Below are 22,430 nucleotides of genomic sequence, written 5' to 3' on the forward strand. Positions count from 1 at the left end.
GTAAAATCAGTAACCCGGATTTTGTTTCAGGTTGGGGTTCAATGAAAGCTGTGTAGCGGGAATCGGGAAAAGCTTCCGGAATTCAGGAGACGCAGTTTTGAACTGCCACGCTTTGTTAAACTGTCCAAAACGGATCAGATCCTGACGACGGGTATATTCCCACGCCATTTCCCAGCCTCTTTCTGCCAGCATTCCATCCAAAGTAAGCGTAGTAATCGGCGTGGCGCCTGCGCGGGCACGTACGATATTCACATCCTTGATCGCGTCAGCTGTTTTACCCAATCTCAGATTCGCTTCTGCGCGCATCAGGTAAGTATCACCCAAGCGGAAGATCACGAAGTCATTATCCTGATCATTACTTGCTCCATTGCGCTGGATCTCATATTTCTGGCTTCTTGCTCCGGCCAAACGTGCAGTAGGTCCTGCCGGCATTTCGAATGCAGGAATTTCAGGAGTAAAAACGAAAGGTTTTCCGTCATCGGTAAGCGGCTTTCCGTCAGATGAGAACTGTTGTCCTACGATCCACATGTTTTTGCGGTTATCACCTTCCTTGAAAGAGTTGTAGAACTCAGTTGCAGTACAGTATCCGTTCCATGGAGCCTGAGGTGTGTTGTAAGTCAACTGGCTCAGATAGTGAAGCGTACGCATGTTCATGTTAAACCCGCCCCGTTTCGAAGCATCGTAAGGTACAGCCAGGATATTCTCTTTTGAAGACTGGTTTTGCGTAGAGAAATTGCTGAAAAAGTCAGCTGAAAGCGCGTACTTACCGGAATTGATGATAATGTCGCACTCCGCTTTTGCTTCTGCCCATTTAGGAGTACCTGTGTAAACTTCCGCGTTCAGATACAATTTAGCCAATGTCATATCGGCAACGTATTTGTTGAAACGGCCGTAAAAAGCACCACCTGCAGTTTCGCTCAGGTTAGGATAAGACTCTTTTAGTTCCTTTTCAATCCACGTAAAAACCTCAGCACCTGTCTTCTGGGTAGGGCTGTCGCCGCCCAGCTTATCCGCGATGATGATGTTCCGGAAGTTGTCCAGCAGCACGTAGTGGTAAAACGCACGCAATGCACGCAGCTCCGACTTGGTTGCCACATCCGTAATTTCCGGATTGTTCAGCTGCTGGTTAATGGATGTGATACTGTTGTAGCACCACGTCCAGAGACCGTTAAATTTATCATCGTCTCCGGCAGGAGTCCAGGTATGTTGTTTCAAACGTTTCCAGGCATCTCCGTCTTTCCAGTCACCGCCGCGGGTTGGGATTACCTGCTCGTCAGTCACTGTATTCAATTCGGCAAAGCGACCGAAGTAATCACCCAGCGAGCTGTAAAGCGGCCCGAGAAGGGCTGCCTGCTGCTGTGGGGTAGAACCAAACTGGTCCGTCGGGATTACATCGTAGGGTGTTTCAGTGAGGTCTGTACATGCCTGGCCGGTCAGCAGCAATGCTGAGCCAAGTAGTATATGTTTTACTTTCAGTTTCATTTTAATGGTCATTTAAAAGTTTTGGCGATTTGGCTGAATGCAACGTGTGTAGTCACTTTCAGTCAGATCAGAATGTCAGGTTTACGCCAAGCTGGAATGTACGTGTTTTTGGATAAATACCCGTTGCATCCAGACCAAGGCTGTTTGGCGCCGAGTTATCATTGTTAAAATCACCTTTTACTTCAAGCTCAGGATCCACACCGCGGTATTTGGTAATGATAAACAGGTTGTTTCCACCCAGGTAAATACGTGCGTTGCTGATGTACTTACTTTCCAGTGCCAGATTGTATCCCAGTTGCCAGTTATCAAGACGAACGTAGCTGCCTTTTTCCAACCAGTAGTCAGACAATGCATTGGTGCTGAAATTAGCAGGAACTTCTCTCACGCTTTCCAGCATGTTGGTTTCCAGGATTGAGCCAGGAATAGAAAGGTTAGAGCGAAGGTTGTTCAAAATACTGTTTCCAAATACACCTCTCAACTGGAAGCTCAGATCAAATTTGTTATAAGTCACGCTGTTGATCCACGCTCCTGTAAGGTAAGGCTGCGGGTTGTTTTTGAAGCCAATCTGTGCGTCAGCAGGGTTGGTTACTGATGAACCTCCATCTTTTCCTTGCAACAACATCTGGCCTTTATCATCAAATCCAACAAAATGACCTACGTTGTTAAATGAACCCAATGGAAGTCCTGGTGTCAGGATCGAAGCATACACGTTGGAAAGACCACGACCGCCGAATGCATTAAAACGGATGATACCAGAGTCGAAGTCGCTGCTTTTCAGGTTGATGATCGAGTTCTTGATGTAAGAACCTGTGAGGCGGCTATTCCATGTGAAGTTATCTTTCTCGATCACGTTGCCACCGAACGAAAGTTCGATACCCTTGTTGCTCATCGATCCTACGTTGGCCCAAATGAAGTTTGTGAAGTATTTCACACCGTCAGCTGGTACAGAGTATTTGTAAAGCATATCGTTGGTCTTCTTATCGAACACGTCAATCGATCCGGAGAAGCGGCCGTTTCCTAACTGGAAGTCAAGACCGATGTTGGTCTGCGAAACTACCTCCCATTTCAGGTTAGGGTTTGTATTCTGCGTGATTGCATATCCTGGAAGGAAGTTATTGATACTTCCGTCGTAGTAAGAAGTGGTCGGACCGTATAATTGAAGAGACTGGTAAGGTACAAGTCCTTCCGAGTTACCAGTTTTACCCCAGCTCGCGCGCAGTTTCAAATAGTTGAATGCTTCTGATTTCGGGAAGAAAGATTCGTCCGAAATCGTCCAGCCTCCCGCCACAGATGGGAAAAGACCCCATTTGTTGTTTGCTCCAAATTTCGAGCTTCCATCATAACGAAGTGTTGCAGTCAGGTTGTACTTCTCATTGAAGTTCAATGTACCGCGACCGAAGAAAGATGCAAGTGAAGTTCTGTTTCTGTAAGAGCTTACATAACCGGTTTTAGGAAGTATTAATGATCCTGATCCTAATCCAAGGTTATCAAACCCAAGTCCCGTCGCAACGAACTGTGTATTATTTGCTCCAAAACCATCATTGATAATGTCCTGGTATGAATAACCACCTAAAAGAGAGAAGTTACTTCCTTTTTCTCCGAAACCTTTCAGGTACGTCGCTGTCAATTCAAGCAATTTATCATTACTCTGACCAAGATTTCTTGAAGCCTCACCATTTGTAATCTGGAAAGCCTTCACTGACCTGTCACGCGCACGGCTCGTCACTTCCTGATCATTTTTAAGCGCTCCGTTTACACCAAGTGTTAAGCCGCTAAAAACCTCATATTTTAAATTTACGGCTCCAACCAATGTATTTTTCTGGCGCTGGAATGTTTCATTTTCCAACATTGCAACCGGATTGTTCAAGTCAAATGCACCTGGAATTTCATAGTTGGATCCATCTGCATTGCGTTTCGGAAGCGTAGGAAGGAATAATGTAGCATTTGCAAGAATACCTCCGTCAGTCAGGTCAGAATTGGTGTTGGTGTATGACAAGCTGTACTGAATGTTCAGTCTGTTATCCAATGCTTTCTGATCAAGGTTGATACGGCCTGTCAGACGATCAAAACCGGTATTCTTGATAATACCCTGACGTTTTGTATAGTTAACAGAACCTCTGTAAGAGAATGTAGGGGAACCACCTGCAACCGCCAGATCGTGGCTGTTTGTGAAACCACTTCTTGAAATTTCATCCCACCAGTCTGTATTGTAAAATTTACCGCTCGCATCTTTTGGAAAACGCTGATTATCCAGAAGTGATGAATCACCTTTAATGCGTTGTACCTCAGAAATGTAACCTGGTCCATCAAGCAATTTCAGGTTATTTGAAATTACATCAACACCTACATAGTTATTAAATGTAACTGTCGCCCGGCCAGATTTACCGCGTTTTGTAGTAATAATGATAACGCCGTTTGCTGCACGTGAACCGTAGATTGCAGAAGCAGATGCATCTTTCAAAACGTCCATTGACTCAATATCTGTCGGTGAGATCGTGCTGATCGGCACACCGATAATTCCGTCAACCACATATAGCGGGTCGCTGCCGCCGGCCAGTGAGGTATATCCGCGAAGCCTTACAGTCGGACTTGTGTTAGGGTCACCGTTTGGCTGGGTTATCGTCAAACCTGCCACGCGGCCCTGAATAGCCTGCAGCGGGTTCGGGTTGATACCTGCATTGAAATCTTTCGAACTAACCGAAGTTACTGTTCCGGTTACGTCCTTTCTTTTTGCAGTACCATAACCCACAACAACTACTTCTTCCAGTGCTTTCACGTCGTCAGTAAGCGAAACGTCAATTCTGGACTGGTTGCCTACTATCACTTCCTTACTGGTAAAACCAATGAAGCTGAAAACAAGTGTTGAATTTGCAGGTGCTGCTACGGAGTAATTACCGTCCATGTCGGAGTTAGTACCTTTCGTGCTGCCCTTAATGGTGATGGAAACGCCCGGCAAGCCACTTCCTTTTGCATCGGTCACCTTTCCGGTGATTTCCACATCCTGGGCGAAAGCTGTGTTAACTAGGGTAAAAAGCAGAACAAACAATGCAGCGATCCGGAGGAAGCCTGCGCCTGTTTTCTCTCTTTGAATACTTTTTCCCGAAACATCATTGTAATAAGGTTCTTGATAGGATAAATGCATCATAGGTTGATAGATATTAATTTGGTATTTGTCTGTTTTCCTGGTTCATCCCAGCTAACTCATTACGGATCATAATCTCCCAGAAAAATAGGCAACTCCCTGCCTTTCTGAACTTCCTGATGAATTAATTGAAATTAAGCAGTACAACTCACACAAAATAATAAAAATTATACGGATAATGCAATATGCACTCCAAAATAGAATACATTAAATTCTTATTAATTTCCAAAAGGCATGTACGCATAAATAAGTGGCTCCTGTAAGGTGAGCTAAGCCCGTATTCCTGCAAGATTTGCTGGAAATCCTTGCAGCTAGTGTGTAACTTTGCTCTCCCTGTTTAGTTTTTTAATGCATTTATGACACCTCAGCCAACCGTATCCGGCAATCAGTTAAGTTCCTTGTCCCAGCAGCTTGAAGGCGATCTGTATTACGATAATACAATGCGTACATTATACGCCACTGATGCTTCTGCCTACCGTGAAATGCCTTTGGCCGTCGCCATACCAAAGTCAATAGCCGATATTAAAGCCCTGATTTCATTTGCTGCGGTAAATGGGATTTCATTGATCCCGAGAACAGCCGGAACATCACTGGCAGGACAGGTTGTAGGGAATGGACTGGTGGTTGACGTTTCGCGGAATTTTAATAAAATCATTGAAATTAATCCGGAGGAAAGATGGGTACGTGTGCAGCCCGGTGTGATAAGGGACGAGCTGAATATGGCTTTGAAACCTTACGGTCTTTATTTCGGTCCTGAAACATCAACTGCCAACCGTGCAATGATCGGCGGAATGGTGGGAAATAACTCCTGCGGTTCCAATTCGATCGTTTATGGAAGTACGAGGGAGCATACGCTGGAAGTAAAAGCAATTCTTGCAGACGGAACTGATGCCGTTTTTTCAAATATCAAAAAGGGAGAATACGACAGCTTGCTGCAAGCCGCAAAGCAAAAAAACGGCAGCGCGTCGCTGCTCGACAAGATATATCTGAAGACAAATGAAATCCTGTCCTCGCCTGACAACCAGGCAGAAATAAGAAGAAACTTCCCGAAACCCTCCGTTGAGCGGCGTAACACGGGATATGCATTGGATATGCTGCTGAATACGGCGCCCTATACCCAGGGCACGGAGGAGCCAGCGAAGGAATTCAACATGTGCAGCCTGATCGCGGGCTCGGAAGGTACATTGTGCTTTTTGACAGAAATCAAATTAAACCTGGTACCCCTGCCTCCCAAAACGCAGGGACTTGTGTGCGTGCATTGCTTTACCATCGATGAGGCATTGCGGGCTACGATACTGACACTGAAATACCAGCCGCAGGCCGTAGAACTGATCGATGAATATGTACTGGAATGCGCTGCTACCAACCCGGAACAGAAGAAAAACGCGTTTTTCGTAAAGAACAAACCTGACGGCAACTATCCCGCCATCCTGGTGGTGGACCTTTCGAGGGAGACGAAAGAAGAAGTAGAGGCACTGGCTGCAACGCTGGAAAAAGAACTGACAGAGGCAAACATCGGCTTCCACTATCCCCTGCTTTTTGGAGATGATACCAAAAAGATCTGGACGCTGAGAAAAGCGGGCCTCGGCTTGCTGGCCAATATTCCGGGCGACGAAAAAGCCGTGGCGGTGATTGAGGATACAGCGATTGATGTGTACGATCAGCCTGAATATATCCGTGATTTCAATGCGATTTTGAAAAAGCACGGCATGTCGGCAGTTCACTATGCACACGCAGGGTCAGGCGAGCTGCATTTGCGGCCTATTATTAACCTGAAAACCAGTGAAGGCCACCGGCAGTTCAGGATGATCGCAGAGGAGATTGCGGATCTGGTAAAAAAATATGACGGCTCTCTCTCTGGCGAGCACGGAGACGGTCGGCTGCGCGGGGAGTTTATTCCAAAAATGGTTGGCCAGCATAATTACCAGCTTTTTAAGGATATTAAGAAGACCTGGGACCCGAATAATATCTTCAATCCTGGTAAAATTGTGGATACTGCTCCGATGGACACTTTTCTGCGCTACGAGGCAGATCAGAAAACACCGGAGTTCAAAACTTACTTCCGTTTCCACGATCAGGATGTGTTACAGCACGCAGAGCAATGTAACGGATCGGGCGATTGCCGTAAAACGGAGCTGAGCGGCGGTACCATGTGCCCCAGCTTCATGGCAACGCGTAATGAAAAGGATACTACGCGCGCCAGAGCGAATATTTTACGTGAAATGCTCACGCGGTCTCCCAAGGAAAACCGCTTTGACAATCATGAAATCAAGGAGGTTTATGACCTCTGCCTGGCCTGCAAAGGCTGTAAAGGCGAATGCCCCTCGAACGTGGATGCAGCCAAGTTGAAAATGGAATTTTTGCAACAATACCACGACGTACACGGTGTTCCGTTGCGGTCTTGGCTGGTGGGAAATTTCTCTAAAATGACAGGTTTGGCGAGCTACGTTCCCTGGGCCTATAACCTGATTTTCAAGAATGCCCCGCTGCGCAAAATAGCAAACCAGGTCGTAGGATTTCACCCCGACCGCACCATGCCGCTTTTGCATGATACTACATTGAAAAAGTGGTATGACAAGCGTAAAAAGCCCGCAACATCAGGCAAGAGGGTTTATTTGTTTTGCGATGAGTTCACCAATTATAATGATGTAGAGATCGGCAAGAAGTCCATTCTGGTACTTGAAAAACTTGGCTACGAGGTTATTATTCCTGATCACGGACCTTCCGGCCGGCCGCAGCTTTCGAAAGGGCTTTTGAAAGACGCGAAAAAGATCGCCGAAGAGAACATCAGGCTGCTGAAAGACATCATCTCGCATGATACCCCGCTTGTCGGCATTGAACCTTCCGCTATATTAACATTCCGCGATGAGTATCCCGACCTGGTAAGTGACGAGCTGCTGGAAGAATCTAAAAAATTGGCTATGAATGCATTGCAGTTTGACGAGTTCATCGCCAGGGAAATTGAACTGAAAAATATATCGAAAGACAAGTTCACCAAAGAGAAGCGTCTTATCAAATTGCACGGTCATTGTCAGCAGAAGGCAATTTCAAGTCTGGTACCTACTAAAAAGATGCTCTCACTTCCTGAAAACTACACCGTCCAGCTGATCCCGTCGGGCTGCTGCGGAATGGCGGGTTCATTCGGGTACGAAAAGGAGCATTATGATATTTCAATGAAGATCGGAGAACTGGTACTTTTCCCGGCTGTGCGCCAGCAACCCGAAGAGGTAATCATCGCTGCGCCGGGCACCAGTTGCCGGCACCAGATACACGACGGCACAGGAAGAAAAGCCCTGCATCCCGCTGAGATCTTGTTCGAGGCGCTGGTGTAACACTTCGACCGCGCTTTGGCACTTCAACGGCGCTTAGGCACTTCGACTGCGCTTAGGCACTTCGACTGCGCTCAGTGTGACAAACGCTCATTGTCACACTGAGCGCAGTCGAAGTGAAGGCAGCATGCTACCTTTTAGCACCTAAGCCGCGCCCCTCCATCTACCCTCCTGCTACAAATGGTGCTTTTCGCAGGTATTTTTCCTCTTTCAGCTGTGCAACCATAAATTCTGCGATATCACCGGCCGCGATCTTTGTACCCGAACAATCAGCCAAATCTACTTTCACGCTTCCCGTTGCTGCTTCGAATTCAATGAATGGTACCCGCACAAGCACCCAATCCACCTGACTTTGCTGCAATAGCGAATACGCTTTTTGTAAATCAGCATAGACATCCGGGAATTTTTCGCGCACCCAATTAGTGGCTTGCTGGGTTACGGAGCCTTTTTCATCCGTCGGTGTATCCACACTCAGACCCGCGAGGGTAATGTAGCGGATTTGTCGGTTGGGCTGCGCTTCAATCGCATTCAGAATGTGGAATGCAGCCTGTGAAGGCATCAGCGGCTCGCCTTTACGCTGCCCGGTGGCGCTCATCACCGCATCGCAGCCCGCTACCAGCGACTCTACTGCTTGCGGATCAAGCACATCTCCTTTTATGATTGTGATACTGGGTCCCTGAACCGGGAATTGCTCAGGATGCCGGAGCAGCAATTTTAAGTGATAGCCCTCGCGAAGAAGCGCTTCTACCAAAAACCGGCCCGTGCGGCCACTTCCGCCAGTGACGGCAATATGCTGGATTGTGTTCATTTTCTCTCTGATAAAATTTTAAAAATACCATTGCAGCCAAACCTCTTCAAGGCCGGCAATGCGCATGTTTCAGCGCTGAGGTGATATTTTATCAGAAGATTTTAATGAGACAAATATATAATTCTTGGTGAAATTTTACTCAAAGACTAACCTAATTCCTGCCAATATTGATATTCATCGTCGTTCCGATCCTGAATACGGTGTGTTTGTATTTGAAGCCTTCGAAACTGTTTACGACCTCCAAGCGGAAGGGGAAGCGGATTCCTACGTCGAGGCCGTAGCCGAGTTCGGCGTAGTTGTCGGAAGTGGGCGTGGCGAGGTAATGGAGCATGAAGTTTTCCTTGATCCCCATGATCCGGAACCAGGAAATTTGCGTCAGCAGAAACTTGCGGAATTCGGCCAGCACATGCGCCTCTGCAAACTTGTCAGAAGTGGAGTACCGGTAGTAGTCCAGCATCCGGAATGTGCTCACAGGATCGCCAAACTGGAAGAAAAACCGGTTCCCGGCGAAATGCTGATAATCCGGGAACTGCAATGAATCACTATTCAGGAATGTACCCACCGCGAATTTATAGCGCAGCTTGCTCCTCACGCCGGTATCAAATCCGTGCCGAATGCCGATTTGAATAAAATCATAGTTCACATCGCTGCTAAAAATACCGCTGAAACCTTTCCGGTAGTTTACCGACAAAATCGGTGAATCATCGTCGTAAAAGGAAGTTTTCCCTCCCTTGATCCGGTACTTCTGCCAGGGTTTGTACGAAGCAGAAACCCCGAGGGTAAATGCCTGGTGCGGCGTCATTTCATAAGATTCTGTTTTTGAATCAGTCGCATTCTCCTCATTGAATGGAATATTGGAAGTAAATGCACGATTTTTCCAGTCGATCCAGCTATAAGGATTCATATCCCTCACATTGCTCAACGGTTTACGGTCTGCAAATTCAATGTTCGCCTTCAACTCGAAATGCTCATTTTCACGATCCGTTTTGAAGTCGAGCCGCACAAAGTTTTTCTCGTATATCTTGATGAAATTCCTTTCGAGAAAGAGCGTAGTGAATGTATTCAGCAGCGGGTGCATTGGATTCTCGCCATTGAACTGCGCTACCGTTTGTCCGCCCGAAAGATTGATCGTAGTACGCTTCCTGGTGTAGTCAACACCGCCAAACAGCATTAACTTTTGCCGGGCAAATGAATAGCGTGTAAGTGCATTGAAAGTCAGTTGCTGCCCCGGACGTCCCGTCGTTTTCTTCGAAGAACCATTCGAATTCACCTCGCCTTTGCTCTTCTTTTCACCGCCAAAATAATAATGAAGCTTGAAGCCACCGCCATTCAGGGCCAGTCCCTCCACAGTATTCACCTGCGCTCCGAAAATCGGACTTACATATTGCAGGTTCAACGGACTCTCTTTACCCAGCTGCCAGCTGGTACCTGTAAAAATGTGTCCTATAAAGCCAGAAACCCCTTTTCCCTTGTTGTTATTATTATTGTTCTTAGTGGATTCCGAATTCGTGTTCTTCGAACCTTTCTCCGCGGGTTTATTTTCCTGAACCACGATAATGCTGTCCAGCCTTGTGTAGCTTTTTACCTCGGCAGTAGTAAGCGGCACGGTCCTGATCGAGTCCCAGAATGCCATTGATCGGCGGGCGGCCATTGAATCCACTTCGGTGGAATCTTTCCGGGTAAGGTTCATATCGATATCCTCCCCTTTTTCCTGCTTGGCTTTCAAGTCCTGCTTTTCATACTCCTTCATGAGCTTGCGAAGGTTTTTGGCAGAAAATTCCTTTTGCTTGCTGACTACCTCTTCCAGTTTCTGGCTTTTGATCTCGCGATTGCTCAGCTTTACCTTCTTAGCTTCTTCTTTCTCCTTTTTACCGTCTACCACCACGATATCCGGACGGAAGGTCGGGTTGATTTTAACATTGCTGAAAGACTGGGAAATCACGAAGTCGCCTTTCCCTTTCAGCCCGTAAATACCTCCGTGAATATGAAACTGCTGATTTACAGGCATCCAAACATCTTGTATCGGACTATATACCTGCTTGATATCAATGGTAAAGCCGGTATTTACAGTTTGCAGGTCCAGACTGTAAATGCTCCATTCATTTTCAATAATCTGGATCGTACCGCGGTAAACACCTTCTCCCCAAGAGCGCGGCGTAACCTTTATTTTGTTTACCTCAATGCCGTTTTCACGAAATGAACCCTGGTATTCAAATTTGTAATAGGCAAATGCGCGGGGCGACAGCGGGGAGACCGCTTTTACAACTTCCGGCTGATAAAAGCTCGCGAGCAAGTATGCATTCGGATTGGCGAAGTCCTTGTCCTGGCTGTTTCTCGAAGCAATTACTTTTTGTTTGTAAGAGTTTGGCTGTTTGAAGGTTACAATAGAAACACTCTCATTCAGGATCGGAACTCCTTTTTTGAAGTTTGTTTCATTCTCTATCTCCTTCAATTCCTTTTTATACAAAAACTCCATCGGCAGATCAGTGATCACGACGGACGATTTGGAATAGGCTTTGGCTGTATAACTATCCACCTGCAACAAATGGTAGCGGCTTTTTGCGATGGCGCGACGCATGATCGTGTAGGCAGGATCTTCTCCCTTGCTGCCGATCCTGATCTCTCCGAGATTGAGCGCCTGTTCTTCCATTGTCACGTCGAAAGTCTGCACTCCACTCTCTATCGTCACCGGCTTCATCCCCGTTTTAAATCCCAGGTACTGAAAAATCACTTCATAATAACCCGGTTTGAGATCAAGCTGGTACCTGCCTTCTTCATTGGAAATGGTGCTGATGTTGGTACCCTTGACCAATATCCCCGCAAACGGAAGCGGCTCTCCGTTTTTATTCTTGATGATACCTTTGATGCCGACCGGCGTACCGACGCCCGGCGAAGGAGTGGTTTGCGCAACAGCCAGACCGGCTGCGAAAATGATCAGGAAAAAGCTGATGAAGTAGTGTTTGAGCATAAATGCGTCCGGTGGTGAGTAAACTGCTTTTAAAAGACAGATGCATTTAAATATAATCCGGTTGCATTAATAAAGATTAAACAATTTTAACTTCTGTCAGATATCGGCAAACTCCCAGGCACTCTGGTACGCGTCAAGTGCCTCAGCGTAAGCAATGAAGTCGGTATAAAATGGCAGTACGGAAAGCGTCGCACTGTCGCCGATTACCACCAGTTTTTTTCTGGCCCTTGTCATCGCTACATTCATCCGCCGGATATCAGCCAAAAATCCGATTTCCCCTTCCGCATTGCTCCGCGTCATACTGATATACACCACATCGCGCTCCTGACCCTGGAAACTGTCAATTGTATTTACCGCAATCCTGGCGAGATAATCGTTGGAAAAACCTGCGTGTTGTAGCTGTTCTTTCAAAATGTTGATCTGCTCTTTATAAGGGGAGATGATCGCAATCGTGGGGAATTCTGCCGGAATGAGGGGTTTTGCTTTTGAAAGCGCTTCTATCAGCTGCGCCAGATGTTTGAAAAGAAATGCGCCTTCTTCGGGATTGGTGGAGCTGGTACCTTGTAATTTTTCGTCAAATCCGCAGCCGGCAGTATCAATGAATGCGAGCGGCATATCTCCCTCGAAAAGTGTCCGGTTGGCTACGGATGCGTGCGCTTTCAGTTTGTTTTGGTAAAATGTTTTGGAAGAAAAACCCATTATGGATTCATTCATCCGGTATTGTTCTTCCAGCAGCACCACAGCGTCGGGATGAAGTGCCACTGACTTTTCCAGCAATGTGGTACTCAGCCCATTCCGTGCTGCTTCCGCCGATTTAATGGTAGGTGGCAATTGTAAGTGATCGCCTGCTAAAACCAGCTTTTCAGCTTTAAGGATCGGGATCCAGCAAGCCGGTTCAAGCGCCTGTCCCGCTTCGTCGATGACCACGGTATGGTAACTCAGCCCTCTGACGGTATAATGATTTGCGCCGACCAGCGTGGCAGTAACTACCTGTGTTTTGCTCAGCAGATCATCAGTAACATACTGTTCAATGCTCGCAACTTCCTTCATGATTTTGTGCGCCTCGTCAAACAGCGCTTTCCGCTGGTCGCGTTCTGCTTTCCCAAACTGACGCTTGTATTTATGCGCCATGTTTTTGTACTCGCCCGCCTGCTTTTTAAGCGTTTTTATATCTTTGATCCGGCTGTGCGCCGCCATTTTGCTGTCCAGCGTAAGTGACATCAGCCGCTCCGAAACCCGTACCGGATTCCCCACGCGCAGTACTTCCATTCCTTCTTCGCTCAGTTTTTCACTTAATAGGTCCACCGCAGTATTGCTCGGCGCTACTACAAGTATCTGCTTGCGATCTTTCAGGTACATTGCCTTGATGGCCTGCACCAATGTGGTTGTTTTGCCCGTACCCGGAGGTCCGTGCACGATTGCCAGCTCGTTGGCCGAAAGGATCTTGTTTACTGCTTCGTTTTGGGAGGTATTGAGTTTGGGTATCTCTGTAGCAAGGTAATTTTGGTTAAAAGAAGCCGGTTTACCGCCCGTCAGAACCTCAATCAGCTGTGCATCTTTTCCACTGTCCAGACGTGCGACCGCTGCTTTCAATGCATTTTGCATTTCGTCATAACTGTTATCATCAAACAACAGATCGATCCCCAGCTTTCCGTCGCGCGACCAGTCCGGCAGCTCGTCGGTTTTCAAAGTGATTTTTAAACGATTACCACTTTGGTGTGCAATAATGCCTTCCACCCTGTCCTTCTTAGGTTCGTGGTTGCTGAACAATACAGCGGGCATTCCAAAGCGGAGCTGGTGCGGCAAGTCCTGGTGCGTCGTACGCTCTACTTCCACAGTAAGGTAATCACCGCGGCTCATTTCGTTGCCGCGTATCGCGATCGGGTACCAGGCAAGTCCGTTGGCGCGCCGCTCCGACACTGACGCCATTTCAGTTTGCCGGATGTAAGCTTGCTTATCTTCCTCCCGCTCAACTTTTATTAAGTCAAGCAATATTTTGAAATATTCACTCATAATTTTTTTAAAAAATCTCAACCAAGCCTTCCTCCATCCTCCCTTCTCCCCTTACTCCCCAAATTCAATGCATCATCCCCGCATCCGCTCCTTCACTTACTTCGACTTTCTCGGTGATAAACCGTCTGCCGATCAGTAAAATAATGAGAGCTGCCGACGCAGAACAAGCCATTGCAGCTACCATCGGGATGATGGAGGGTACTTCAAACATGCTGATCGCGATGGAAATCAATGTTCCCATTCCCATCTGGAAAGCGCCCATTAAAGCGGAGGCACTCCCTGCATTTTTGGTAAATGGCGCGAGTGAAAGCGCTGCCGCATTCGGGAATGTGTACCCCACACAACAAAGGAAGAAGAAAAGAAAAACGAGTGTAGATGCAAGGGTGAGCAACCCGTTTAATGCGGCCACCAGGAATGTTATCCCGATAATCACCTGGCAGATCAATGCCGCATTTACCACCTGCTCACTGCTGAACCGCCGAAGGAAAAACGTATTCAGCTGACTGGAACCAATAAATCCGATCGACAGGAAAGCAAAAATCCACCCGTACACTTTTTCGTCCGTGTGAAAAACTTCCATAAAAACAATGGGCGACCCGGATACATAAGCGAACAACCCCGAGAATGCAACTGCGCCTGTGATCGAGTAAGTGTAAAACTGTGGCTCCCGGATCACCGCAAGGAAATTCCGCAGAATGGGTTTCGGTTTCAGCGAAAGTGTTTTGTCGGGCTGGTAACTGTCGGGCAGCCAGATAGCCGTCGCGATCAGGATCGCCACGCCCATTCCGGTCAGGATCAGAAACACAGCGTGCCAGCCGAAAACCGCTGTGACATAACCGCCCAACGTAGGCGCGATCATAGGTGAAACACCCACAACGAGCAACAATAGGGAGAATACCTTGGCATTTTCACTCACCGGGAAAAGGTCGCGCACCATTGCCACGGAGGCAACAGATGCTGCACAGCTACCGATCGCCTGCACAACCCGGAACAGGATCAGCCCGTCGATACTGGTTGTAAATGCGCAACCAATGGAAGCGAGCACGTAAATGACCAAACCGATAAAAAGGGGTTTTTTCCTGCCGAAACGATCCAATAACGGACCATAAAGAAGCTGCCCCAGTGAGATACCGACAAAGAAACCCGATAATGAAAGCGAGACTTTTGCGGCTGTGGTATGAAGATCTTTGGCAATGGCGGGAAAACCCGGCAGGTACATATCGATCGAAAACGGACCGAGTGCGGTGAGACTTCCCAGGATTAAAATCAGGAAGAAGTATGTCTTTTTTGGCATTTGAACTTTGTGGTGTAGCTACCCTGTAACGTGAGGAAATGCGCGACGGTTCGGGAAAGCGGCGCATTTGACACAAAAAATAAGAGGCCCCGGTTTCCCCGAAGCCTCTTCTCCTTTTCCATGACAATAGATTAATATTATGCTGCGACCCAGTTTAACTTCTGATAAACCTCCCGCTGGCTTTCACTTACGGCGTAAGGGACTTTGTTTTTCAGATAAATAATGCAACCCTGATCTTTCTCAATAGGTGCTATTTCAACTACGTCGTCTTTGTGGATAATGATATCAATGAGCTGTTGCCCTAATAATTTAAATGTACCTGACTGTACCATGTTCTAAAATCGAAATTAAATCTTTACGCAACTCCATTTGAAGAGCCCGCTGCCTTCGTGTACACCAGAAAGTAATCTTTTGAAATCGGGAAATAATCCAGATCGTTTCTGTTGCTCGACTGCAGGAATTCAGCTATTTGCTGATGAGCATCTTTCTCAGTATTGGCACCTGTTACTGTAAGTACTGCGCCTGGTTTTAGTGTGTCAATTGCGTTGTTACCTAGTGAAGCTACCATATTGATTTTTAGTTGGAGTTGTCTATTGTTTGAAACTGTTTTGCTAGGGTTATTTAAAGAAGCGTGCCAGCTGTGCCAAACTGAAACCTGCACCCATGCTCCACAGGAGCAGTTTTGACCTTACAGCAAGAAGAAAAATAGTAATAAATAATTGTAATTAAGCACTTTACGCCTAAGCGAAGAATAATTATAATTTTCTCAAAAAAAGTGTAAAATAGCTCCCGGTTGTAGCGAAAAACCGTGGAATCAGTCACAGCTTTTCGTTACAGAATGCGCTACGCTTTGTCTATAAAAAATGGGAGTTCATCCTGCAACTTCTGCACTTCGGTAACCTCCGTTTCGCAGCCTTTTTCCCAATGCGCAACTTTGGTCAAAACAAAGCGCAAAAATGAAAAGCTGCCTCACTTTCCTCCTACTTATAACCGCACTCCGGCTCACGGCACAAACGCTGGTTTCCGGCAAGATCACAGATACAAAAGGCGTATCAATTCCGGGTGCCAATGTTGTTTTAAAAGGAACTTACGACGGAACTTCTTCTGATAATGAGGGCAATTTCTCCTTTTCCACAGACGAATCCGGCGCACAGGTACTGAGCGTGCAGGCACTCGGGTATAAAACACAGGAGATCAAAATCGAATGCAACGGACAGCCAGTTCAAAAGTTGGTTGCACTGGCAGAAAGTATCAATCAGCTCACTGCGGTAACCATCACAGCGGGCGCAATGGAAGCAAGCGACCAGAAGAAATCGGTGGTACTCAAACCCATCGACATCGTAACTACGTCGGGTGCGATGGGCGATATCACAGCCGCATTGCTGACTTTGCCCGGAACCTCCACAGTGGGGAACGATGGCCGGTTATTTGTCAGGGGCGGCGATGCGTCGGAGACTTCCATTTTCATTGACGGGTTGCAGGTAGGTAATGCATTTGGCAGTACTGCGTCCAATGTCCCCACCAGAACACGTTTTAGTCCCAATCTTTTTAAAGGATCGTTTTTCAGTACCGGCGGCTACTCCGCTGAATATGGTCAGGCGCTTTCTTCTGCCCTCGCATTGAATACACTCGACCTTCCATTGCGGAACCAGGGTGATATCAGTATCATGTCGCTCGGCGGCGGGTACACACAAACTTTGGTAGGCAGGCAAAATGCATTAACAGCCTCAGCTAACTACTATAATCTGGCGCCCTATCAATCGCTGGTGCGACAAAATTTTGATTGGGAAAAAAGTCCGTCCAGCTGGGATTCTGAAATTTCACTCAGACAGAAATGGGGAAATGCGGCAAAAGGCACTTCCGGATTTGTGAAAGCCTATTTCCACACAGAAGGAAGCCAAATGGTGATCTGGCAGCCTGTTCCGGGCAGCGACAGTCGCGGCGATCGCGTGCAGCTGCACAATCGCTACTCCTACGGGAATTTGTCTTTCAAACATTCCATTGAAAACGGCTGGTTATTCTACGGAGGCGTTGCCTACTCTCATAACCGTGATGCATTGAAGATCAATCTGGATCCGATACGCCAGGTCAATCAGATAACCCACTCCAAAATAGTGGCAGTAAAGGATTTCTCTCCGCAGTTTTCATTGAAGAATGGTTTGGAATGGTATATCAAAAGCTATTCGGAAGCATTGCCGGCTGAAAACCGGAAGAGAAGTTATACTGATCAGCAGTTCAATCATTTTGTGGAAGCTACTTACTATTTCAGCAATCGCCTGATCATGGTAGGCGGACTGAGAAGCGGTTACAGCTCCGAGGCCGGACAAGCCTGGTTTACACCACGTTTCTCGGTTGCTTATAAAGCAGGGCAGGGGCAGTTTTCCATTGCAGCGGGCGAGTTTAAGCAGTTACCCGAGGAAAAATACCGCGTGCGCCAAATAGACTTAAAAAACAGTGCGGCGACCCATTACATTCTCAACTACTTCATTGTGAACAATAACAGAACCTTTCGCGCGGAAGCTTTTCACAAAACCTATAATAACCTGGTTACTTTCCAGGGTACCGCGGCAGATCCGCAGCAGATCGGGCAAAATGGCTCCGGGTACGCAAGAGGCGCCGACTTTTTCTACCGCGATCGGAAGAGCATCAAGGGGACAGACTTCTGGATCACATACAGCTTTGTAGACAGTAGGAGGAAATTTGCTGCTTACGAAACGCGCGTGCAACCCTCATTTGCGCCCAAACACAATGGATCGGTCGTAGTTAAACACTTTGTAGGTGCATTGAAGTCACAGCTTGGCAGCTCGTGGTCGTGGAACAGCGGCTACCCTTTTGATAACCCAAACCTGCCCGGCGAAATGCAGCAGAAAACGCGCGGGTACAGCGACCTGAGCCTGAGCTGGAGTTACCTGCCCCGCCCCAATATGATCATCCACTTCGCCTGCTCTAATGTACTCGGCCGCCAGAATGTATTCGGCTACCGGTATGCGGCTTCACCTGACGAAACCGGCGCATTCGCCAGTTTGCCGATTGGGCAGGGTGCAAAGAGAATGGCCTTCGTCGGATTGTTCATAACCCTTTCGAAAGACAAAAGTGCCAATCAGTTAAACAATCTATAATCAACCTTTTAAAACTGAATTCATGAAAAAGCTATCGCTGTTGCTCGCAATGTTATTGTTTGTTTTCTCCGCCGCCAATGCACAGGAAACGCCTTATCAGAAAGCAATGAAAAAAGAAATCGGTAAGTTAATGGAAGCCGACTCGCTGCCGCAATTGCAGGAAGCGGCCAATGCATTTGCCCGCATTGCAGCACTGAATCCCAAAGAATGGCAGCCCTATTACTACCAGGCGCTCGCCTACACTTATCAGGGATTGACCAACAGCCTGCCGCTGGACAAGAAAGATGCGGTACTGGCGCAGGCCGGGGATTTGGTAAAAAAAGCCGAGGCTATTTCCTCAAATAATGCTGAAATTGTGACTTTACAAGGTTTTGTGACAATGGCCAGCCTGAGCGCCGATCCTGCAAGCCGCGGACAAACTTTGTCTGCCCAGGTTTTGCAGACTTTTGGAAAAGCGCTTTCAATCGACAATCAAAATCCGCGTGCACTGATATTAATGGCGCAAATGGAAGCGGGAATGGCGAAGTTCTTTGGATCTGGTCCGGAAAAAGCGTGCGGGCTGGCAAAACAAAGTGTGGCCGCATTTAAAAAACAGGATGAAGAAACGCTGAAAGCCACATTGATGCCTTATTGGGGCAAAAAACTGGCAGAGCGCATGAGCAAAGATTGTCAGTAATAAGGTTTGCATTACATCATAAACAGCGAGTAAATGAGTGGCGAAAGCTCGGTCAAGGGATCGAAAGCATTCTGGAATTTCTCACCTGCATTCTTTGCAACTAATGTGCTGATCGCACTGGGTATCCTGGTATTTACCTGTCCTTCCTGCGTGCTGGATGCGGAAAACTGGCGCGAGAGTGCCGATGATTTTCTGATCTCCTTTCTGATGTCGAGCCTGCTCAGTTACGGCGGCTTCCTGTCTGACCGTTTTTTCGACAAGCGACTTCCGTGGATACAGTATCCCGTCAAGCGGCTTTTTGTGGAGTACTCTGCTTATGCCGCCTACGTATTTGTTGCCAGCTTCATTGTCATTTTCGCCCATTTATTCTTTGTCAAACAGGCTTTTACATTGAATGCAATTCCGTGGGGTAAACTGGTGGGGTATACCCGATTTCCGATGCAGCTTTCTCTGGTAATCTCTTTTTTGCTGATGAGCCGGTCGTTTCTGCTGGAATGGCGCAAGGCGGCCATTGAAACTGAAAAATTGAAAACAGAGCGTTTTGCACAGCAATACCAATCCTTGAAAGACCAGCTGAACCCGCATTTTCTCTTTAATTCATTGAATGTACTGAGCAACCTGGTTTATGAAAATCAGGAAACGGCGGCGCGTTTTATCCAGCAGCTTTCCAGGATTTACAGGTATGTGCTCGATGTGCAGCACGAGGAACTGGTGACACTGGGACAGGAACTTGAATTTGCCAAAAATTACCTGTCACTTCAAAAGATCCGGTTTGAGGAAAACCTGGATTACCGGATACACATTGACGAAGACCAGAAAGGTCTGCTGCCGCCGCTTTCACTGCAACTGCTGCTGGAAAACGCGATCAAACATAACATTGCCTCAACCGAAAATCCATTGCGCATTGACATTTATCTGGAAAATGAATTCCTGGTAGTGAAAAACAACTTGCAGCTGAAAAGCCGCATTACGGAGGAATCAACGGGAATTGGATTGTCCAACATCAGCAAACGATATGAACTGCTCAGCCAGCAGCCTGTTTCAGTCCGGAATGGAGAAGGTTACTTTGTTGTGAAATTACCTTTGCTAAAAATTGACCTCCCGAGATGAAGATCCTTATTATAGAAGACGAAAAACCGGCGGCGCGCAGACTTACCCAGCTAATCAGCGACCGGCTACCCGAAGCCCGCATTGAAGCGATCCTCGATACTGTAACTTCCGCCGTTTCCTGGTTGAAAAATAATGCGCAGCCCGACCTGATTTTCTTGGATATCCAGCTTGCAGACGGGATCAGCTTTGCCATTTTTGAGGAAGTAAAAGTAACCGCGCCGATCATTTTCTGCACCGCATTTGACCAGTATGCGATCAAAGCTTTTAAACTCAACAGCATCGATTACCTCCTCAAACCGATCGACCCCGAGGAACTGAACAATGCTTTGGACAAATTCAAAGCCGGCCGCAAGGAACCCGCGCTTTCGTTTGACCAGATCAGACAGCTGCTCGCGCCTGCTCCGAAAACTTTCAAAACGAGGTTTCTGGTCAAAATGGGGGAACGCATTCAGACGATCGATATCGCTGATATTGCATTCTTTTTCAGTGAAGAGAAAGTCACTTTACTACAAACCCGCCAGGGCAAAAAGTTCACAGTAGATTACACACTGGACGAAGTCGAGGATATGGTTTCTCCTGAACAATTTTTCAGGCTCAACCGAAAATATATTGCCGCCATTTCCGCTATTAAAGACGTTTTTACCTACTCCAACAGCCGCCTCAAAATTCACCTCGATCAATGCAGCGACAACGATATCCTGATCAGCCGCGAGCGAATGGGACAGTTTAAAAATTGGCTGGGACAATAGCTTTACCAGCCAAGGCACGGATTTTGAAGTCTTTACCAACCGTAAACAGCGCATATAAATTATGAGAGCAATATGGTCCGGGGCCATCGGATTTGGCCTGGTAAACATTCCCGTCAAACTTTTCAGTGCCACACAAGGTAGCGAGCTCGACCTCGATATGCTGGACAAAAACGACCATGCCAACATCAAGTACCATCGTGTAAATGCAAATACAGGCAAGGAAGTAGAATGGGACGATATTGTAAAAGGTTACAAAGTAGAGGACGATTACGTGGTGCTCGATGAAAAGGATTTTGAAAAGGCAAGTCCCGAAAAAACCAAGATCATCGAGATAGCCGAGTTTGTCAATGAAAAAGACATTGACAGCATTTACTATGAGACACCTTACTATTTACAACCTGAAAAATCGGGGGTAAAACCATACGCATTACTTCGCGACGCATTGAAAAAAACAGGCAAGGCAGGACTCGGCAGCTACGTACTGCGGAACCGTGAAAGCCTGGTGCTGATCAAAGCGGCGGGTGATTTATTGATTTTGAACAAAATCCGCTTTGCCGACGAGATCCGGGACACCGAAGACCTGGTGGTACCGGACGTAAAGATCAAGCCTGCCGAAATTGCAATGGCGATCCAGCTGATCGAGCAGCTTACGACTGATTTTGATATCTCGAGGTACAAGGATACCTACAATGAGAATCTGCTGAAACTGATCATGGCGAAAGCGAAAGGCAAAAAAGCCGTGGCGCCAAAAATGAAGATCGTGCATTCGAAGAGCAAGGATTTGATGGCCCAGCTAAAAGAAAGCCTGGCAGCGCCAAAACGAAAAGCATCCTGACATGAAAAAGAAAGCCGAGTTAACGCACCTGGACAAGATCTACTGGCCCGACGAACAAATCACGAAAGGCGAGCTGCTGGAATATTACAGTAATATCAGTCCGTACATTCTGCCCTACCTGAAAAACCGGCCACTTTCCATGCGGCGGCAGCCCAACGGGATAAAGGATGAAGGTTTTTTCCAGAAAGATGTGGGTGATTCTGCGCCCGACTGGGTGAAAACGGAGGCAATCCACGCAGAGTCAACTGACAAAATGGTCAACTACATTGTGTGTAACGATGTGGAAACTTTGCTGTATGTGGCCAATAAAGGCTGCATTGAAATGAACCCGTGGAATTCGACGATCAACAAGCTGGAATATCCCGATTACATTGTGATGGACATTGACCCTTCGGATAAGAACACTTTCGACGAGGTAATTGAAGTAGCGCAGGCTATCAAAGAGCTATTGGACCAGATCAATGTAGAAGGCTACTGTAAAACTTCCGGATCGAGCGGGCTGCATGTTTACATCCCTTTTAACAAAAAATACAACTACGACGAGGCGCGGGATTTTTCGGAAATCCTGGCCAGTATGGTCACTGAAATGCTGCCCAAGCTCACTACGCTGGAAAGATCTTTATCCAAAAGAAAAAAGAACCAGATCTACGTCGATTATCTGCAGAACCGCATTGGACAAACGCTCGCCTGTCCGTACAGCGCGCGCCCGAAACCCGGCGCTACCGTTTCCGCTCCGCTGGAATGGAGCGAAGTAAAGCAGGGGTTGCGCATCGGCGATTTTACGATCAAGAACATTTTGAAGCGGGTGGAGGAGAAAGGTGATCTTTTCAAAGGCGCACTCGGAAAAGGCATTGATATGGCCAAAGCGCTTCAAAAGATGGAATCGATACACACGCCGTAGCAGC

Annotated in this window: 15 protein-coding genes; 7 read left to right on the forward strand and 8 right to left on the reverse strand. The window is 47.2% G+C overall.

Annotated elements, in window-relative coordinates:
* Positions 1-6 precede the first annotated feature (6 nt).
* Together AC1XTG_RS23535 and AC1XTG_RS23540 are read right to left on the reverse strand one after the other, a co-directional pair.
* Complete coding sequence (locus AC1XTG_RS23535) at positions 7-1,482, reverse strand: RagB/SusD family nutrient uptake outer membrane protein (RefSeq protein WP_056291713.1); 1,476 nt, start codon at positions 1,480-1,482, stop codon at positions 7-9.
* Positions 1,483-1,549: 67 nt separating this feature from the next.
* Positions 1,550-4,627, reverse strand: a complete 3,078-nt coding sequence (locus tag AC1XTG_RS23540; RefSeq protein ID WP_484843670.1) for a SusC/RagA family TonB-linked outer membrane protein — start codon at positions 4,625-4,627, stop codon at positions 1,550-1,552.
* Between the two features lie 353 nt (positions 4,628-4,980).
* Between AC1XTG_RS23540 and AC1XTG_RS23545 the strand changes: the two genes are divergently transcribed.
* Entirely contained in the window at positions 4,981-7,956 is a 2,976-nt protein-coding gene (locus tag AC1XTG_RS23545) for an FAD-binding and (Fe-S)-binding domain-containing protein (protein ID WP_484843671.1), read from the forward strand.
* A 160-nt stretch (positions 7,957-8,116) separates the two neighbouring features.
* Here the strand turns inward: AC1XTG_RS23545 and AC1XTG_RS23550 are convergent, their stop codons facing one another.
* From AC1XTG_RS23550 to AC1XTG_RS23575, 6 genes are all read right to left on the reverse strand, one after another.
* Complete coding sequence (locus tag AC1XTG_RS23550) at positions 8,117-8,761, reverse strand: NAD(P)-dependent oxidoreductase (protein ID WP_056291344.1); 645 nt, start codon at positions 8,759-8,761, stop codon at positions 8,117-8,119.
* A gap of 151 nt (positions 8,762-8,912) precedes the next feature.
* Positions 8,913-11,729 (reverse strand): DUF5686 and carboxypeptidase regulatory-like domain-containing protein, encoded by a 2,817-nt coding sequence (locus AC1XTG_RS23555; protein WP_484843672.1) that lies wholly within the window; start codon positions 11,727-11,729, stop codon positions 8,913-8,915.
* Between the two features lie 96 nt (positions 11,730-11,825).
* Positions 11,826-13,742 carry an AAA domain-containing protein gene (locus AC1XTG_RS23560; protein WP_484843673.1) on the reverse strand — a complete coding sequence of 639 codons (1,917 nt, stop codon included), beginning with the start codon at positions 13,740-13,742 and terminating at the stop codon, positions 11,826-11,828.
* A gap of 64 nt (positions 13,743-13,806) precedes the next feature.
* Positions 13,807-15,036 carry a multidrug effflux MFS transporter gene (locus tag AC1XTG_RS23565; RefSeq protein ID WP_484843674.1) on the reverse strand — a complete coding sequence of 410 codons (1,230 nt, stop codon included), beginning with the start codon at positions 15,034-15,036 and terminating at the stop codon, positions 13,807-13,809.
* Between the two features lie 137 nt (positions 15,037-15,173).
* Positions 15,174-15,368: a hypothetical protein gene (locus AC1XTG_RS23570; RefSeq protein ID WP_056291353.1), complete on the reverse strand. Its 195-nt coding sequence runs from the start codon at positions 15,366-15,368 to the stop codon at positions 15,174-15,176.
* A gap of 23 nt (positions 15,369-15,391) precedes the next feature.
* Entirely contained in the window at positions 15,392-15,604 is a 213-nt protein-coding gene (locus AC1XTG_RS23575) for a hypothetical protein (protein WP_484843675.1), read from the reverse strand.
* 388 nt (positions 15,605-15,992) lie between these two features.
* On the opposite strand from AC1XTG_RS23575, the gene AC1XTG_RS23580 reads away from it, so the two are divergent.
* From AC1XTG_RS23580 to ligD, 6 genes are all read left to right on the forward strand, one after another.
* A complete protein-coding gene (locus AC1XTG_RS23580; protein WP_484843676.1) occupies positions 15,993-18,155 on the forward strand; it encodes a TonB-dependent receptor in 2,163 nt (720 codons plus the stop codon).
* A gap of 22 nt (positions 18,156-18,177) precedes the next feature.
* Entirely contained in the window at positions 18,178-18,831 is a 654-nt protein-coding gene (locus AC1XTG_RS23585; RefSeq protein WP_484843677.1) for a hypothetical protein, read from the forward strand.
* Between the two features lie 33 nt (positions 18,832-18,864).
* Positions 18,865-19,941: a sensor histidine kinase gene (locus tag AC1XTG_RS23590; protein WP_484843678.1), complete on the forward strand. Its 1,077-nt coding sequence runs from the start codon at positions 18,865-18,867 to the stop codon at positions 19,939-19,941.
* Positions 19,938-20,690 carry a LytR/AlgR family response regulator transcription factor gene (locus tag AC1XTG_RS23595; RefSeq protein ID WP_484843679.1) on the forward strand — a complete coding sequence of 251 codons (753 nt, stop codon included), beginning with the start codon at positions 19,938-19,940 and terminating at the stop codon, positions 20,688-20,690. Before AC1XTG_RS23590 ends, AC1XTG_RS23595 begins: the two co-directional genes overlap by 4 nt.
* A 61-nt stretch (positions 20,691-20,751) precedes the next feature.
* A complete protein-coding gene (ku, locus tag AC1XTG_RS23600; RefSeq protein ID WP_056291363.1) occupies positions 20,752-21,525 on the forward strand; it encodes a non-homologous end joining protein Ku in 774 nt (257 codons plus the stop codon).
* Between the two features lies 1 nt (position 21,526).
* Positions 21,527-22,426, forward strand: coding sequence for a non-homologous end-joining DNA ligase (gene ligD, locus AC1XTG_RS23605; RefSeq protein ID WP_056291364.1), 900 nt, complete (start codon positions 21,527-21,529; stop codon positions 22,424-22,426).
* The last annotated feature ends 4 nt before the right edge of the window (positions 22,427-22,430 follow it).

The sequence above is a fragment of the Dyadobacter sp. HNCC25DJ183 genome (assembly GCF_056895175.1).

What these genes read in the sequence shown, in the direction of transcription:
- AC1XTG_RS23535 (WP_056291713.1), bottom strand. Translation starts at nt 1,482, where the DNA reads ATGAAACTGAAAGTAAAACATATACTACTTGGCTCAGCATTGCTGCTG.
- AC1XTG_RS23540 (WP_484843670.1), bottom strand. Translation starts at nt 4,627, where the DNA reads ATGATGCATTTATCCTATCAAGAACCTTATTACAATGATGTTTCGGGA.
- AC1XTG_RS23545 (WP_484843671.1), top strand. Translation starts at nt 4,981, where the DNA reads ATGACACCTCAGCCAACCGTATCCGGCAATCAGTTAAGTTCCTTGTCC.
- AC1XTG_RS23550 (WP_056291344.1), bottom strand. Translation starts at nt 8,761, where the DNA reads ATGAACACAATCCAGCATATTGCCGTCACTGGCGGAAGTGGCCGCACG.
- AC1XTG_RS23555 (WP_484843672.1), bottom strand. Translation starts at nt 11,729, where the DNA reads ATGCTCAAACACTACTTCATCAGCTTTTTCCTGATCATTTTCGCAGCC.
- AC1XTG_RS23560 (WP_484843673.1), bottom strand. Translation starts at nt 13,742, where the DNA reads ATGAGTGAATATTTCAAAATATTGCTTGACTTAATAAAAGTTGAGCGG.
- AC1XTG_RS23565 (WP_484843674.1), bottom strand. Translation starts at nt 15,036, where the DNA reads ATGCCAAAAAAGACATACTTCTTCCTGATTTTAATCCTGGGAAGTCTC.
- AC1XTG_RS23570 (WP_056291353.1), bottom strand. Translation starts at nt 15,368, where the DNA reads ATGGTACAGTCAGGTACATTTAAATTATTAGGGCAACAGCTCATTGAT.
- AC1XTG_RS23575 (WP_484843675.1), bottom strand. Translation starts at nt 15,604, where the DNA reads ATGGTAGCTTCACTAGGTAACAACGCAATTGACACACTAAAACCAGGC.
- AC1XTG_RS23580 (WP_484843676.1), top strand. Translation starts at nt 15,993, where the DNA reads ATGAAAAGCTGCCTCACTTTCCTCCTACTTATAACCGCACTCCGGCTC.
- AC1XTG_RS23585 (WP_484843677.1), top strand. Translation starts at nt 18,178, where the DNA reads ATGAAAAAGCTATCGCTGTTGCTCGCAATGTTATTGTTTGTTTTCTCC.
- AC1XTG_RS23590 (WP_484843678.1), top strand. Translation starts at nt 18,865, where the DNA reads ATGAGTGGCGAAAGCTCGGTCAAGGGATCGAAAGCATTCTGGAATTTC.
- AC1XTG_RS23595 (WP_484843679.1), top strand. Translation starts at nt 19,938, where the DNA reads ATGAAGATCCTTATTATAGAAGACGAAAAACCGGCGGCGCGCAGACTT.
- ku (WP_056291363.1), top strand. Translation starts at nt 20,752, where the DNA reads ATGAGAGCAATATGGTCCGGGGCCATCGGATTTGGCCTGGTAAACATT.
- ligD (WP_056291364.1), top strand. Translation starts at nt 21,527, where the DNA reads ATGAAAAAGAAAGCCGAGTTAACGCACCTGGACAAGATCTACTGGCCC.